Origin of the sequence: Nitratireductor sp. StC3 (assembly GCF_003015025.1) — a bacterium.
Classification (GTDB): Bacteria; Pseudomonadota; Alphaproteobacteria; order Rhizobiales; family Rhizobiaceae; genus Mangrovimarina; species Mangrovimarina alexandrii.
In genome coordinates, this window is record NZ_PYBP01000004.1 from 221,745 (window position 1) to 237,848 (window position 16,104).

Genomic DNA, 16,104 nt, shown 5'->3' on the forward strand with positions numbered 1-16,104 from the left:
GGCCGCAGCCCACCCGGCAGCCGACAGCGGCCGGATGGGACGCAGACCGCCGGCGCCGGCGCGCCGGCCATCCGCTCAGCCGAACATCCGGGCGTTCATCAAGACGCCGAGCTCGGGATCGAGATCGACATGGCCGAAGACGATCTTTGGCAGCGCGAGCCACACCGCGCCCGACAGCGGCAGCTTGAGCTGGGCGAGGTCGTAGGCGTAGCCATACTGATTGGGAACGTTGTGGACGCAGATATGCGTCCAGCCGTCGGCATTGGCGATCGTCTGGGCCGCCTTGGGCTGGGCGACGCCGTCGCGGCTGGCGCGCACGACCCGGCCGCTGTCGAGCGTCAGCGCGGCGGTGCCGGTCTTGACCTTGACGTGGTAGGCGAAGGTAAGCCGCCTCGGCAAGGCGGTGAACAGGGTGGTGAAGGCGAGGCCGTAAAGCGTGCCGCCGATATCGACCGGCTCGCTCATCGTCCCCGACGCCTTCTGGGTCACCTCGATCACGTACCATTCCGGCCCGAACCGGCGCGCGGCAGGCGGCCGGATCGCCTCGACCAGCGCCTTGACCTCGGCGTCGAGCGCGCCGGCCGCGCCGCCGTAATCGTCGTTGTCGTGGATGAACTTGGCGTGGGCGGCGAGCCCGGCGCCGGAGGTCGGGCTCAGATAGGTCGGCGCGGCATAGGCGATGCCGCTGAAGGCGGTGTTGTTGGCGTTGCCGTTAAAACGGCCGGAATCCGGCAGCACGTTCTGCACCATGTCGCGGCCGACGCGCAGATGGCCGATCACCGCCTCGCCGGCGGCGCGGTCGCCGCGCAGGATTTCGGTCCAGGCGGCGCCGTCGGGCGAGACGCGCACGGAGAAATCGTCGTCGCCGACCAGGCCGAGCTCGGCGCGGCCCGACCAGGCCGATTGCATCAACAGCGACAGCACGTCGGCCTCGCCCTCCTTGTTGAGCGTGTAGCGCAAATCGCCGTCGCCGCCCTCGGCCGCCGGTCTGGCCGTCCACAGCGCCTTGTTGAGCTTGGCCGAAAACGGGTTTGTCGCGTCGGCCGTCGTGCCGAGGCCGAGCAGGGCAAGGTTCTGCAGCGTGGTGATGGCGCCGGCGACGTCGGCCCAGGCGGCGCCGGTCCAGTAGCAAAGAAGCGCCTCGTCGGCGACGAAGGCGAGCCAGCCCTCGCCCGGCCGGTAGAACGCCCAGGCGCCGTCCTGTAAGGCGGCGATGCGGCCCTCCTGCCCGGCCCAGGCGCCGGTCGCGGTGGAGGCCACGATATACCGGTCGCCCTCGGCGGCGCCGCCGGGCGGCGCGGTCAGGTCGCGGTCGATGACGGCAAGCTGCACCACCGCGTCGAGCGCGCGCAGCGCCTCGTTGTGGGTGACGTGTTTTTGCGCCTGCGCCGGCGCGATCACGGGAAGCGAGAGATTTGCGGTTGCGTCCATGGAGCCCTTCCTGCGGAAAAGCCCTTAGGGTAGCGCGCGGCGCAAAAGGGGTGGATGGATGGAAGCATTCGTTTTGTCATTTCCCGCAGCATGAAGACACGTGGCTCGACCTAGCTGAGCGCTACGGGAAGTGGAAGACTGTTCACAAGCACTTCAAGCGGTGGTCGGAGGCTCGCGTTTCAGATGAGGCTTCGCCCGCCTCATTGACGATCACGACAACGATTATGTCAGTCTAGACTCAAGTCTCGTGCGCGGTCATCAGCGGGTAGCCGCCGTAAAAAGGCGGCGGCCCAAAAGGGGATCAGGCTCTGGGAAGTTTCAGAGGAGGACTGGCGACCAAAATCCACATGGCCGTGGATGTGCTCGGCCGACCGCTGAGTCTGATCCTCAAACCCGGCCAGTATGACGATGCGCCACTTGCGCCAACTCTGCTCGGTGGCTTCACATCACGCCGCGTCCGTGCCGGCAGCGCCCACAACTCCAGTGCCCTACGGGATCTATTCGCCGGCGTAGGAATAGAGGCGACATCCACTTCAACTCGCCGCCGCTTTGCTGCTAATGTATATTAGTCCAAATTCTGCCAACATAAATTCATATGCAGACAATTTTTTCACACAACGATTTTCCTCGTTCATTTTTTGCGACCCGCATGCAATAATACTACTTTCTTTTAAATAAAAATTCCATCGCATTCTCTATTTCGTGTCTATCAACCCAATTTCAACCATTCTGTCAAAAATAACACCGACATGATGGTCCCAAGTATAAAAATCCAACGCCGATCTTCTCGCATCTTCTCCAATCATCGCCGCCTTCGCGGGATCTTCGACCACTGACTTTAGTGCTGCCACGAAATCCTTCATATCCCCCGGCGTGAAGAGGGCCGCCAGAGGTCGGGAGGAAGCATCATCGGGAGGACTCGCTGGCTTTCCCCGAAGTACCTTTCCGATCTGATCGAGATCTGCGGCTATAATCGGCCGCCCCATTGCCATGTATTCGAACAGTTTCGTCGGCGATCCAAAAAATGCGGTTCCGTCCGGATTTGGCATATGCGGAGAAAGGAACATATTCGAAGCAGCGAGGTATCGTGGGGCCTCGCTCTGCGGGATCAGGCCGGTTAGTGTCACGAACTGACGATAGGGCTCAGCGTCTACCGCAGCCCGGACCTCCGGCATGCGCAAGCCATCGCCCACCAGCATGAAATGGAGCCGGTGCTTCATCAAGAACTCACGATCTTCGTCCACGAGCCGGCGAATCGCGCGGGCAAGAAAATCCACCCCGTGCCAAGTGCCGAAAGTGCCGATGAATGTGGCAAGAACGGCATCTTCCGGGATAGCGTGACTCCGGCGCAGTTCCACACTGTCGTCTTCCGTGAACCGGGACGGATCGAAAATCGCCGGGTCTATGCAGTTCGGGTAGACGACGATACGCTCGCGCGCCACGCCTTTCGAAGCTACTTCATCGGCCAAAACCTCCGACACCGTCACGACGAGATCGGCCGAACGCAACGATACTTCCTCGGTTGCGACAGCCATGTCGTGCAGGGCCAGCCGTTCTCCCCAGTTTGCGGCCGCCCAGGCCTCAGACCCATTGTACTCCAGCACGAGCGGTAGGCCGAGACGCTCGCGCAGGCGGGCGCCCGAATAATTGTGAAGCGACATGCGCTGGTAGAGGAACTGATAGGAGCGCAAGCGCGCCCAGCGCTCGACCTGCGCCTCGTATCGGGAGGCGAACGCATAATAGTTCAATTCCGATGGGAAGGCATAAAGGGTGGGCGCGTCGAGCCGGAGCCAGTGCGTTCCTGGTCCGGATGTCGGAATCTTGCGTACACTGGCATAATCAACCTCGCGTCCACTTCGACACAGGGCGTCGATGACACCTTTGATGTGACCGACGGATCCCCCTGCAGCAACGCCGAACGACAGATTTGCGTCGAGATACAGCACCGGACCCTTTTCGGCAGGCAACGCGGCAAGCTTGCCGTCACCGGAGACTCGGTTCCGCGTATCGCGGCGTGCCAGGACATAACGTACGCGGCTGACGACCTGATCCCAAACAACCCGAAACGGAAGACGTGCAAGCCTGGCGAAAGAGACCCTCTCCACGCTCCCGTCGGGCCACAAGGCGCTTACCCTGCGGAAGCCCGCTATCGCAGCGACGAGAGTGAGAGGCCCCGCGAGCGGCCGCGATTCCTCGTTTTCGATCGCCACCACGGCGTTGCGTCCTTTAAGGGCGGCAATTTCCTGCCATGCGCGGCGTACCCCAAGGGTTCGCAACTTGCCCGCCTCAAAGAAGTAGACCTCCTCGCCGAGCACCGAGCGGACCCTGGCTCTAAACGGTTCTCCGAGCGCTCTGAACGAAATAACGCAAATCATGCCGGCCGCCCATTCTTTTCTTCTGCCCGGCCCCGTACCGAATAGGCAATGAACACAAGGCAAACCATGACAAAAAACGTGCTGATTCCAAGTGCATAGGCGACGCCAAGCGCTCCGTTCGTCCCAGTCAGCACATATGAAAGGACCGCCTGTATGAAGAACGCGGCCACCCAGACGCCGACCTGGGACCAGGGAAATCCCTGTGCCGCCGCGTACTGCGAGAGCATCGAAATGATCGACAGGAATATGACCGCGGGAAACATCCACAACACAACGTCGACAGCCGGTGCATAAGCTGGCCCAAAGACCAGCGGAATCAACCAGTCCGCCAGGAAGCCGAATATGATCAGGACGACGACGATCAGCCCGGCGACACTCCACAAGACCCGCCACATCGCCTTCCAACGATCCTGTCCCCCATCGGTGCGCAGCAGGCTTGGGAAGAGCAGCAAGGCGACAGTGCTCGGCAAAATGATCAAAGCGTCGGCGATCTGCTGGGCGATCGAAAACTGCCCGATCTCTGCGAAATCGGCCCTTTGCTGAAGCGCAATGACGCCGACGCGCATCATCAGGAAACCGAACATGGTGGCAAGATAGGCCCGCAGCGCATACGCAATACCCCGACGGAAGAGCACCGGATCGAAGGTTGGCGGCGCGCGCTCGCCTCTCATCAGAAGCGCGTAGCTCAGGATGCAGGCCAGTCCGAGTGCCGCAACCGCAGCATAGAGAAAGCCGAGGGTACCTGCCGAAAACAGAGCGGCAACGACGGCGGCCAGCACGGCCGCCACCCCTGCAAGAATCGTCAGGCCATTGAAGAGTTGCACCCGCCCGACGGCGACGGCGAGATTGGTCAGAAAGAGAAACGCAACCATCACCGGTGCCAGCAGCACTGTCGCGAAAGATGCGGTGCCAGCGGACCCTGCCGTCGGGGGCGCCAAGCCCACCAATTCCGGCGCGGCGAGGAAGATCACGACCGCAACGGCAGTCAAAGGCGCCAACGTGGCCGCAACGTAGAGACTGTTGACCATCAGACGCCCAAGCAACTCGTGACGTGTTGCCAGGAGATACGTATTGGATGACGGCAGGCCGAGATTGGCAATCTGAGAGGCAATTTGCGCGTAAGATATAATCAGAAAATAGTGGCCGCGATCTTCGGGCCCCAGCACGCGCGCGGTGATGATGCTGACCGCAAACGGACCGGCCATGGCTATGCCGCGGGCGACCAGAGTTGACAGGACCTCACGCGCGCTGGGCGTCATGACTAGGAGCCGCTTTCGAAAGCGACAACCACCGCAAGGCGCATCGGCAATGTCGCGTTGCCGCGCCAGACGAGGCGGTGGGCGGGGTGTTCGACGCCATAGCTCGGCGAGACCCTGGCGGGTTCGCTGATGACTTCTCCGGCGCAATCCGCGTCGAATGCGATCGAGAAACGTCGGTCACCTGCCATCGCGACCCAGTGGCCGGGGCGCTCCTGCGTCAGCGCCACGCCGGGCGCGAAATGCAAGGGGATCGCGACGGCGTGCCTGCCCTCGCCGCTCAGCCGGTCCTCGACGACAAGCCGCGCCGTCGTTGCGTCGAAGGCGATCTCGCGCTCGACGCCGACCGGCGAAGCAAGCCGCTGATAGCCCGCGTGGCGGCCGACGAAACGACCGCCCTGAGGGTTCGCCTCGAAGGCCAGGCAGGTTGCCCGGGCATCCTCGTGCAGGTTCCACAGATTGTCGGGCGCGTAGAAGCGGTTGATCTCCTCGCCGTCGATCTGCGGCGTGTTGTGAAAAGCCGTCGAGCGGAAGGCGTTGCGATCCTCGAACGACGCCGTGTAGACGAACGACCCCGGATCGACGATAAGCGGCGTACCGGCAAGCCAGGCCTCGAAGGACAGCGCGTCGTTGTGGCCGTGGCCGCCCAGCCCGGCAAGGCCGACCGGACCGCAATCGATGAAAAGGTGATTGTCGGCATCGCGGATGATATAGACGCCGCCCTCGGCGAAGGCCTGCGACCCCGGTTGGGCGGCCGCACCGGCCACCGGTTCGGGCACCCGCCCGCAATGCCAGAAAACCTCGTCGGATGGCGGACCGGACAGGCCGGCGAGATCGGTATCGCCCACCGTCAACCCGACCAGACCGGCCAGATAACGGTGATCGGACAGGGCTTGCGTACCAAGCGGCAGCGCGCGTCCGTCGTCGGCATCGCCCCAATTGGGCGAGGAGCCGTCCGGGCGCGTATAGGCGCAGGCAAAGCGCGCCATCGCTGCCAGCCGGGCGCGATAGGCGCCGTCGACGTCAAGCCCCTTGGCCAGGCGATAACGCGCCGGCATGACAAAAAGCTCGGCCACGAGCCGATGATAGGCGGACGAGGCCTCGAAATCCACGCCGTCCGAATGGACCTGCAGTTCGATCTCCCGGCACAGGCTGCGCCAGCCTTCTTCCTGCCAGGCGCGCGCGTCGCCGATCCCGTCGAAAAACAGGCCCGCGAACACCAGTCCGGCGGCGTCGGCGGTCAAATGATTGCCGTTGATGGAGGAGCGTTCGATGTGGGTCAGCGTAAAGGCGCCGTGCAGATAAAGCGACGTCAGGAACCGGTCGCGAAACCCCTCGTCCGCCCAGGCCTGCGAGCGTGCGAACACATGAAAGAACCAGGTCCAGGTCAGGATCCGCAGCGCCGGCTCCATGGTGCAGGACCAGTTGACGCTCCACGCATAGGGATTGGCCGCGATCCATTGTTCCAGGACGTCGCGCACCGCGATCGCGTAGCGTTCCTCGCCGGTCAGAAGATAGGCCTGCCCGGCCGGAAGCAGCCATTGCAGCCGCGACAGCTCCCACGGCATCTTGACGTCGCTGGGCCGCCCCTTGTTGACGTAGTCGATCGCGCGACAGAAACCGGTCGGCCAGTCATGACCGGTCTTGAAATCCCTGAGCCAGTCGATCTGCTCGCCGAGCAGAACGGGACCGCTGCCCAGCAGGTCGACCTCGTGGCGCAGCGCGCGCTGCGCAGCCTCCTCGATCCGCGAAACCGACTCCGGGAACAGGCTTGCAAATCCGGCCGCCTGATCAGCGTGCGTCACCGCCGGGTAAGGCCGCGCGGCCAGATGACGCCACAGATGGTCGATATCGGGTTGTCCGGCGAGCCGCGCCAGGCGGGCGCCGTTCATCCGCCGCGCCGCAAGCGGCGCCAGATACCGGTCGGCCTCCATGCGGCCTTCGCGCGCGAGCCGTTTGATGACATATCCCGGCGGCTTGCGCACCAGCCGGGCGACACGCTTGACGGCGCTCAACGCGGACATGGATCAATGCCCTCTTTGGGCCCGCTTGCCGCCGATCCAGTAATCGTACCACGAGCTGAGATTGTAGAGCGTCCAGATCTGCAGGCTGACATCCGCCTTCTTGGAACGGTGATGGGCGAACAGGTCCTGAATATAGGACAGGTTGAAGAAGCCGCGCTCCATCAGGCTCGACCCCAGAAGCTCGCGCTCGACCCGCTCGCCGAAGGAACCGCGCAGCCAATCGGCCATCGGCGCGCCGAAACCCATCTTCTTGCGATAGATCAGTTCGTGCGGGATTAGACCCTCGACCGCCTTCTTCAGGAGATATTTCGCCGTTCCGTTCTTGGTCTTCCATTCCTCCGGAATGTCGAAAGTAAAATCGACCAGTTCGTGGTCGAGGAACGGGACACGCGCCTCCAGCGACACCGACATGGAAATCTTGTCGACACGCATCAACAACAGTTCCGGCAGGCGCAGCCGGAACTCGTTGTGGATCATCCGGGTCAGGGCATCTTGACCGCCATGGGCGGCATCGAAGGGTTTTAGGAAGGACTGGATGACGTTGTAGCTGTCGGGCACCAGATAGCTCGGATCGAGCACGCCCGCCTCGATCATCGGCAGATGGTGGTCGGCCGAGCCGAGCGCGTCGTAGCGCATCAGGCGATCCTTGCTGGTGTTCCAGAACACCATAGCGCCACTCCAGAAATGCTCGCGGTCCCGCGATGCGCGATCGATGATGTCGGCGTAGACCGGCAGCCTGGGATTGAGATTGGACGCCCCGACCACGGCCATCGCCGCCGCCCGCTGCAGCGGCCGCGGCAGGTAGTTGCGGAACGGCGACCAGTATTTGTGGTAGAGTTGCAGGTAGCCCATGTAGGAGGAGTAGCCGCAGAACTGCTCGTCCGAGCCCTCTCCGACCTGCACCCCCTTGATGCCGTTGTCGCTGGCAAGCTTGGAGACGAAATAGAGCGGGATACACACCCAGTCGGCCAGCGGCTCGTCCTGATGGTGAATGAGGCTGTCGAGATAGCCGATCATGTCGTTTTCGTCGATCAGCACTTCGTGGTGATTGGTGTTGAAGCGCTTGGCGGCGATGTTGGCGTAATCGAGCTCGTTGAGACCGGTGAAGTCCTTGAAGCCGACCGTGAACGTGTTGATCGGCTTGTCGGAGAACTGCGACATCAGGGCGACGTTCGCCGAGGAATCGATGCCGCCCGACAGGAACACGCCGATCGGCACGTCGGCGATCATGCGGCGCTCGACCGCGTCATGCAGGCGCTGCTTGATGCCGCCGACATAAAAATCCTCGAGCGCCTGATTTGACAGTCCCTTGGTCTCGGAGGGATCGATCCCCTTGCCCGGCGCGGCATCGAAATGGCGCTGCATGGAGATGCGGCCGTCCGCCTCGACCTTCAGCCAGCAGCCCGCGGGCACCTTGTAGATGCCCTTGAACATGGTCATCGGCGCGGGCGTGGTCAAAAAGCTCAAATAGTGGACCATGGCGAAAGGATCGATATCGCGTTCCGCCTTGGGGTGTTCCAGCAGCGCCTTGATTTCGGATCCGAACACAAACTCGCCGTCGAAAACCGCGAAATAGAGCGGTTTTACGCCGATCCGGTCGCGTGCCAGGAAAAGCGCGTCCTTGTCGGCATCGTAAATGCCAAACGCGTAGTCGCCGGAAATCCTCTCCAGCAGCCCCTCCAGCCCCCACTCCTCGTAGCCGTGGACGAGAATTTCGGTGTCGGAATGGTCGGTGCGAAAGCGGTGCCCCGCCTGTTCGAGCGGCGCGCGGTAGCGGGCGTGGTTGTAGATTTCGCCATTGAAGGTGATCCAGACCCGGCCGTCCTCGTTGGGCATCGGCTGCTTGGCCAGATTGCTGAGATCGATGAACGACAGGCGCCGATGACCGAAGCCGATCCGCGCGTCGTCGGAAATCCAAAGATCGGCGCCATCGGGACCGCGATGGCCCATCGTGTCACGCATTTGCGTGATCACGTCCGGGGTCACGCCGCCCGGCTTGCCGTAGGCATATATCCCAACAATTCCGCACATATCCTACGAGCCTTTCGTCCCTTCGCGCCGGAGATCAGGACACCGGCGCGTCAACTGCACCGCCCTAAAGCGCGATCTGCTTTTCGACTTCAAAGCTGATGCGCGTGGCAAAAATCTGGTCTTCCAGCGAAATCGGCCAGGCCGCGCCCTTGCGCAGCGTTTCGGCCAGCGCGGCCAGCTCTTCCTGCTGGCCCTTCTGCATGGTGGTGCCCTTCCAGCCGCCGCTGCCGCCGACGACCGTAAGCTGCTTGTAGTCGTCGAGCGTCAGCACCTTGCCGTCGACAAAGATGTCGGCGCGCTCCTTGGCGTAGCTCTTGGAGCCCATCGCGGTATAGGTGAGCGTGCACACCGAGCCGTCGGCATAGCGTACGGTGGCGTTGAAATTGTCGTTGCGCAGCCAGTATTTGGATTCCGGCACGATCGACATGGCGTTGACCTCGACCGGGGTCGAGCCGGTCAGGGCGTTGAACAGATCGTAGATGTGGCAGCCCTCGCCGATATTGCGGCCGCCGCCCTGGGGACCGTGCACCCAATGGTCGGCGGGGATGTAACCGGCGTTCATGCGGTAATTGACGATCATCGGCGAGGTGCGGTTGGCCAGCACCTTCTGCGCCGCCACGACCGCCGGGGAAAAGCGCCGGTTGAAGCCGGTCATCAGCACCGGCCCGTTCGGGTTGTCGCGGTAAAACGCCTCGATCTCGGCCAGTTCGGCCTCGTTCATGGCCAGCGGCTTTTCCACGAACACGTGCTTGCCGGCCCTGAGCGCGTCGAGCGTCATGCCGGCATGCAAATCGTGGCGCGTGGCGATCAGCACGAGATCGATGTCGGGATCGTCGAGCACGGTCTTGAAATCGGTGGCGGCGTTGGGCGCGCCGAAGCGCTCGGCGGCCGAACGCGCCGACAGGCCGGTGCGGCTGACGATGGTGCGCAGATCGTAGCTGTCCTTCAGCTTCTGCAGATTGGGCAGGTGCATGCCCTGCGCGAAGCCGCCGGCGCCGACCAGGGCGAGCTTGATGCGCCCGTCGGCGGGCGCGGGCGGCGCGATCTGCAGCGCCGGCCTGGTCGCTTCCGCGCGCTCGGGATAGGTCAGCATGACTAGGAGCGGTTTTTGCCCGGTGCCGCGCAGCGCGGCATAGGCGTCCTCGGCCCGGTCGATCGGAAACGGCTCCTTGAGCATGTTGGCCAGGCTGATGCGGCCGCGCGCCAGAAGGCGCAAAAACTCCTCCATGTTGCGGTTTTCGGTCCAGCGCACATAGGCGATCGGATAGTCCGCGCCCTCCTCTTCGTAGACCGGGTCGTAGCGGCCGGGTCCGTAGGAGGTGGAGATGAAGAAATCGAGTTCCTTGGCGTAGATGTCGGACCGGGCGATGTTGAGCCCGACATCGCCGACCACGACGACACGCGCCTTGCGCCGGCAGGCCTGGAAGGACTGGGCCAGAATCTCGCTGCTGGGCGAGGCGGCGGTGATGATCACGGCGTCGGCGCCGTGGCCGTCGGTGAGCTTGACGATGCGCTCGACGATGTCGCCGTCCTTGGGATTGAGACCGATATCCATGCCGTTGGCACGCGCGATCTCGATGCGGTTTTCGTCGATGTCGGTGCCGATCACCCGGCAGCCGCTGGCCGTCAGGAGCTGGGCGGTGAGCTGGCCGAGAATGCCGAGGCCGATCACGACGACGGTCTCGCCCAGCGTCGGGTTGGTGCGGCGCACGCCCTGCATGGCGATGGCGCCGAGCGTCACGGTGGCGGCGGCCTCGTAATCGAGCCCGTCGGGCACGGGCACGGTCAGGTTGACCGGCACGTCGACGACTTCGGCGTGATTGGCGATGCCCGCGCCGGCGCAGGCGACACGATCGCCGACCTTGATGCCGGTGACCTCGCTGCCGACCTCGATCACCTCGCCGGCGGCCGAGTAGCCGGTCGGCAGGCCGGCATCGAGCTTGCCCTTGATCTGCTTGTAGACCCGGGCAAAACCCTGGTCCTTCATCAATTGCAGCGCCTTCTTGACGTGATGCGGCTGTTTCAGCGCACGGCGATAAAGCGGCAGGCCCGACATCTTGATGCCGGCCATCTCGGTGCCGACGGAAATGCAGGACGACTTGACCTGGATCAGGACGTTCTTAGGCCCGACTGTCGGTGCAGGAACCTCCTGCAGAAAAACATTGCCCGAACGCACCAATAATTGCTTCACGACCAGATACCTCGCGTGTCGATCACGGTCTTGCCGGCGAGCTCGTCCCGCGCGATCGTTTGATAAAGACGGTGGTTGACCAGCATCACCACCACGTCGGCTTCGCGCACCGCCTCGTGCATGTCGGCGGTCAGCCGCACGCCGGCGCCGTTGGCCAGCGAGGCCGGCAAGTGCTCGATATGCGGCTCGGAGACGACCACGTCGCAATCGCCACGCGCGGCCACCGCCTCGGCGATCTGCAGGGCCGGGCTTTCGCGCAGATCGTCGACATCCGGCTTGAAGGCCAGGCCCAGAAGACCGACCACCGGCCGCCTTTTGCCGGAAGCCTTGTCGGCGACGGCGGCGGCGATCTTGTCGAGCACGTATTTCGGCTTGCCGTCATTGACTTCGCGCGCGGTGCGGATCAGGCGCGTATCGTCGGGCGCGGCCTCGACGATGAACCAGGGGTCGACGGCGATACAGTGCCCGCCGACGCCGGGGCCGGGCTGAAGAATGTTGACGCGCGGATGATGGTTGGCGAGCTTGACGAGTTCCCACACATTGATGTCGAGCTTTTCGCAGACGATCGACAATTCGTTGGCAAAGGCGATGTTGACGTCGCGAAAGGCGTTTTCCGTCAGCTTGCACATTTCTGCGGTGCGGGCGTTGGTGCGCAACAATTCTCCGCTGCAGAAAATGCGGTAGAGATCCTCGGCAAGGGCCGCGCAGGCTTGCGTCATGCCGCCCACGACCCGGCTGTTTTCGACCAGCTCGGTCAGAACCCGGCCGGGCAGCACCCGCTCGGGACAATAGGCAACGTGCACGTCGCAGCCCTCGACACCGGGTTGGGCGATCTTGAGGTCGGGCCGCAATTCGGCAAGCAGGGCGGCCATTTTGTCGGTGGTGCCGGGCGGCGAGGTCGATTCCAGGACCACCAAATTGCCCGCGACGAGGCATGGCGCGATCGAGCGCGCGGCCTTCCAGACATAGTCGAGATCGGCCTTGCCGTCGTGAAACGGGGTCGGCACCGCGATCATGTAGGCGTCGGCCGGCTCGGGCGCGGTGCTGGCGCGCAGGTGGCCCTGCTGCACGGCGTGGGCGGTCACCGCGTCTAGGTCGGGCTCGACGATGTGAATTTCGCCCTTGTTGATGCGCGCCACGACCTCCGGCTTGACGTCGACGCCGACCACCTCGACGCCGCGCGAGGCGATCACCGAGGCCGTTGGCAGGCCAATATAACCCAGACCAAGAACACAGACTTTCTTCAGGCGGGATTCGGTCATGCCTGTTCCTCGATGATTTTTCGGATACGTGCCGCGGCCATGCCGTCACCATAGGGGTTCATGGCCTGCGCCATGCGCTTATAGTGGTTGCGGTCGCCAAGCAAGCGCCCCGCCTCGCCGGCGATCCTGTCGCGCGCGGTGCCGACCAGGACGACGGTGCCGGCATCCACCGCCTCGGGCCGCTCGGTGGTTTCGCGCATCACCAGGATCGGTTTGCCCAGCGACGGCGCCTCCTCCTGCACCCCGCCGGAATCGGTGATGATGATGTGCGAACGCTCCATCAGATAGACGAACGGCTCGTAGTCGAGCGGGTCGATCAGATGAACCGACGGCGTGTCCTTGAGCCAGCGCTCCACCGGTTCGCGCACGCTCGGATTGGGGTGGACCGGATAGACGATCTGCACGTCGTGCGCGGCGACGATATCGAGGAACGCCTGGCAGATATTGTCGAAGCCGGCGCCGAAATTCTCGCGCCGGTGCCCGGTCACGAGCACGATCGGCCGCTCGGGATCGAGGAAGTCGAACCGTTCGGCCAGCCGGGCCTGCCGCTCGGGCGAGCCCTTGATGCGCTCCACCGTTTCGAAAAGCGCGTCGATCACCGTGTTGCCGGTGACGTGGACATGGGCGTCCGGAACGCCCTCGGCAAGCAGGTTGCGCTTGGATTGCGGCGTCGGGGCGAAATGGAACCGGGTGGCAAGGGTCGCCACGCGCCGGTTCATCTCTTCCGGCCACGGCGCCCACAGCGAGCCCGAGCGCAGGCCGGCCTCGACATGGCCGACAGGCAATTTGCGATAGAAGGCGGCCAGCGACGCGGCCATGGTGGTGGTGGTGTCGCCATGCACGAGCACGATGTCGGGCCGCTCCTCGTCGAAAACCTCGCCGAGGCCGGTCAAGACCCGGGCGGTCACCTGATCGAGGGTCTGGTTGGGCCGCATGACGTCGAGGTCGCGGTGCGGCGCGATCTCGAACAGGTCGAGCACCTGGTCGAGCATCTGCCGGTGCTGGGCGGTGACGCATATGCGCACGTCGAGCAGGCTGCTGCGCGCCAGCTCCTTGGCCACCGGTGCCATCTTGATCGCTTCCGGCCGCGTCCCGAAGACGGCGAGAACTTTTTTCATGCGCTCGGTTTCCCGGTGTCGTCCGATCGCAGCACCCGACGATCAGCTGTTCGCCTCGGAAGGTGCTGCTCGCTTCCGTCCTCTAAGCCTGCAAGCGGTATGAGGTGCTCGATCGCGTGGCGGCGCGCCACGCGCGGCTGTTTAGACAATGGTGCTGTCCTTGTCCACCGTAAACCAGGTCTTACACCTGCGCGTTTCGCGCTGCTTGTCCCCCGACACACAACCAAACGCCCGGCTATACTTGCCGTTTCTGCGTACCGACAGATTTCGCTCCCGGCCTTTGCCACGGCCTAGCCCTTTTCCAGACTCCCCATCAGCAAAATACGGAATCGCTTCAGTGCATCGGCACTGTTGACGAGCCTTTCGTAAGCGATTCCGAAAACATAAGTCGCGGCCATCATCCGCAAATATTCCGGCCGGCCTTCGACCAGCCGGATATCCGGCTTGCCCAGCCCCACCCGCTTGCCGATCGCAGTGACGTCGGCGGGGGTGTTGGCCCGGTAGTGGGTGTGAAACGTGTCTTCCGACGCGCGCCCGCGCATACGATTGTAGAAGCGATGGAACGACAGCGGCGTCAGGCGCGCGATCAACGGCATATAATGGCTGCGATTGGGCGTCTTGAACAGAAAGCGGCCGCCGGGCTTGAGCACTCTGGCCACCTCGGCGAAGACACGGTCGGGGTCGGCGAGATGCTCGAGAACATTGTCGGCAAAAACGAGATCGAAGGAGCCGTCCGGCCAGGGTATCTCCTCCCCCAATCCGACCTTCGCCTCGTCGAGATAGGGATTGGTTTCCACGCGCGGATCGGGATCGAGGCCGCATATTCGGGCCGCCCGGCCGGAGAAATCCATCTCAGGCACGATACCCGCGCCCGCCCCCAGATCCAGGACCGAGAATTCCGGCCTTATGTTCTCCAGAATGAATTCCCGAAAAAGCTTATCGTCCCACGACTTCTCAAATTCCGGATAGTACTTTTTGTCAAAATAGTCCTTCATGGACATATTTTATCCCCTTATTCTATTTTGATCCATGTCCAGACAAAATAACCTTAATCGTCATAAAAAATATCATCACATCGAGCCAGAACGAAAAATTCTTAATATAATAAAAGTCGTAATGAAGCTTCTTGTGAACATCGTTGACATCGGCGACATGGCCCTGATTGACCTGTGCCCAACCGGTAATTCCAGGCCGAACGATGTGGCGATAGCTGTAAAAAGGCAGCTCGGCATCGTACCAGGCCGACAGCACCGTCGCTTCGGGCCTGGGGCCGATCCAGCTCATTTCGCCTCTGAGGATATTGAGTATCTGCGGCAGTTCGTCGAGCCGGGTGCGGCGCAGGAACCGGCCGACCCGGGTAATGCGGTTGTCTCCGGCCCGGGTGATCGCACGATCGATCTCGGCCTTCTGGACCTGAGAGCCGGTTTCATCCTCTTCGGCGGCTGGGGCCGACGGCGCGGCCATCATCGTGCGGAACTTGAAAATCCGGAACGGCCTTTGCCGATACCCCTGGCGGCTTTGGCGAAACATCACCTCTCCGGGCGAATCCAACTTGATGGCGAGGGCGACCAGCAGGAAAACCGGCAGGAGCAGGATCAGGGAAATCGCCGCCAGCAGCCAGTCGACGATGATCTTGAATTCGAGATAGGCCTCGTTCGGGTTCAAGGAGCCAAGATTGTTTTCCGAAAGATGCTCGATCTCGACCTGGCCGGTCAGCGATTCCTCGATTTCCTTGACGTGAAAAACCGGCGTGCCGGCCAGTGTCGCGTCGGCAATGAAGCGGGCCCATCGGTCGGAGAGGTCAATCCTGAGGTCGACGACCACACCATCGCAGCTCAACAGCGGCTGGTCGGGACTTTTCAGATAGGTCCAACTTGCATTGGGAATATCCTTCAACCGCTCGACGCGTCCGCCGGGAACGACCAAGAACTGCAGCATCTTCTTCGGCCGCAGCACGAACACCGAGAACATCATCCACGAAACCAGCAGGAAATAGCTCAGCGCCAGGATCGTGCGCGAATAGTCGAGACGGAAGAAAAACAGCACCAGGATGACGACGAGATAGGACGTCGTGTAGGTGGGCAAGATGAGATAGCCCGGACTGGCGCCCGGGACCGCCAACACACGCCGGTAAAGCAGCAACCCGCCAAACGCGGCGAGCGCGGTCCAGGCCAGCATGTTGAGATAAAACGGGGTCTGCGCCGAGGCGAACCGGAAATCAAGCCGCACAAGGATAGGGAACAGAACGCCGAGCAGGAGCGTGACGAGGATCTGTACGCGAAACGCGTGTACGAGACTTCTGCTGTTCGATCTGGCCATATATGTCTGTCACTCGCGCTAAGCGGCTCGCGGCTTACCCTTGCCGCCGAACCTCTTTGTCGAGATGCGATGTCATGACGAAACGCGACCAACACGC

The 16,104-nt window shown here is 62.9% G+C and carries 10 protein-coding genes; all 10 read right to left on the reverse strand.

The features are described 5' to 3' along the window. Window positions 1-75 precede the first annotated feature (75 nt). Window positions 76-1,431: a DUF2793 domain-containing protein gene (locus C7T96_RS10580; RefSeq protein ID WP_106571193.1), complete on the reverse strand. Its 1,356-nt coding sequence runs from the start codon at window positions 1,429-1,431 to the stop codon at window positions 76-78. A gap of 695 nt (window positions 1,432-2,126) precedes the next feature. Beyond that, window positions 2,127-3,746: a glycosyltransferase gene (locus tag C7T96_RS10590; RefSeq protein ID WP_158264340.1), complete on the reverse strand. Its 1,620-nt coding sequence runs from the start codon at window positions 3,744-3,746 to the stop codon at window positions 2,127-2,129. A 56-nt stretch (window positions 3,747-3,802) separates the two neighbouring features. Then, window positions 3,803-5,065, reverse strand: a complete 1,263-nt coding sequence (locus C7T96_RS10595) for an oligosaccharide flippase family protein (protein ID WP_106571196.1) — start codon at window positions 5,063-5,065, stop codon at window positions 3,803-3,805. 2 nt (window positions 5,066-5,067) lie between these two features. After that, window positions 5,068-7,086, reverse strand: coding sequence for an alginate lyase family protein (locus C7T96_RS10600; RefSeq protein ID WP_106571197.1), 2,019 nt, complete (start codon window positions 7,084-7,086; stop codon window positions 5,068-5,070). Between the two features lie 3 nt (window positions 7,087-7,089). Next, window positions 7,090-9,117, reverse strand: a complete 2,028-nt coding sequence (asnB, locus tag C7T96_RS10605; protein WP_106571198.1) for an asparagine synthase (glutamine-hydrolyzing) — start codon at window positions 9,115-9,117, stop codon at window positions 7,090-7,092. A gap of 64 nt (window positions 9,118-9,181) precedes the next feature. Next, entirely contained in the window at window positions 9,182-11,308 is a 2,127-nt protein-coding gene (locus C7T96_RS10610; RefSeq protein ID WP_106571199.1) for a bi-domain-containing oxidoreductase, read from the reverse strand. Then, the gene (gene wecC, locus C7T96_RS10615; protein ID WP_106571200.1) at window positions 11,305-12,570 is read right to left on the reverse strand and encodes a UDP-N-acetyl-D-mannosamine dehydrogenase; all 1,266 of its coding nucleotides are present in this window, start codon (window positions 12,568-12,570) and stop codon (window positions 11,305-11,307) included. Before wecC ends, C7T96_RS10610 begins: the two co-directional genes overlap by 4 nt. Continuing rightward, window positions 12,567-13,688 (reverse strand): UDP-N-acetylglucosamine 2-epimerase (non-hydrolyzing), encoded by a 1,122-nt coding sequence (wecB, locus tag C7T96_RS10620; protein ID WP_106571201.1) that lies wholly within the window; start codon window positions 13,686-13,688, stop codon window positions 12,567-12,569. Before wecB ends, wecC begins: the two co-directional genes overlap by 4 nt. A 290-nt stretch (window positions 13,689-13,978) precedes the next feature. Next, on the reverse strand, window positions 13,979-14,689 hold the full coding sequence (locus C7T96_RS10625; RefSeq protein WP_106571202.1) for a class I SAM-dependent methyltransferase: 711 nt from the start codon (window positions 14,687-14,689) through the stop codon (window positions 13,979-13,981). 16 nt (window positions 14,690-14,705) lie between these two features. Continuing rightward, entirely contained in the window at window positions 14,706-16,007 is a 1,302-nt protein-coding gene (locus C7T96_RS10630; RefSeq protein ID WP_106571203.1) for a sugar transferase, read from the reverse strand. Window positions 16,008-16,104: the final 97 nt, after the last annotated feature.

Coding starts and splice junctions, on each gene's coding strand:
- C7T96_RS10580 (WP_106571193.1), bottom strand. CDS start 1,431: ATGGACGCAACCGCAAATCTCTCGCTTCCCGTGATCGCGCCGGCGCAG.
- C7T96_RS10595 (WP_106571196.1), bottom strand. CDS start 5,065: ATGACGCCCAGCGCGCGTGAGGTCCTGTCAACTCTGGTCGCCCGCGGC.
- C7T96_RS10600 (WP_106571197.1), bottom strand. CDS start 7,086: ATGTCCGCGTTGAGCGCCGTCAAGCGTGTCGCCCGGCTGGTGCGCAAG.
- asnB (WP_106571198.1), bottom strand. CDS start 9,117: ATGTGCGGAATTGTTGGGATATATGCCTACGGCAAGCCGGGCGGCGTG.
- wecC (WP_106571200.1), bottom strand. CDS start 12,570: ATGACCGAATCCCGCCTGAAGAAAGTCTGTGTTCTTGGTCTGGGTTAT.
- wecB (WP_106571201.1), bottom strand. CDS start 13,688: ATGAAAAAAGTTCTCGCCGTCTTCGGGACGCGGCCGGAAGCGATCAAG.
- C7T96_RS10625 (WP_106571202.1), bottom strand. CDS start 14,689: ATGTCCATGAAGGACTATTTTGACAAAAAGTACTATCCGGAATTTGAG.
- C7T96_RS10630 (WP_106571203.1), bottom strand. CDS start 16,007: ATGGCCAGATCGAACAGCAGAAGTCTCGTACACGCGTTTCGCGTACAG.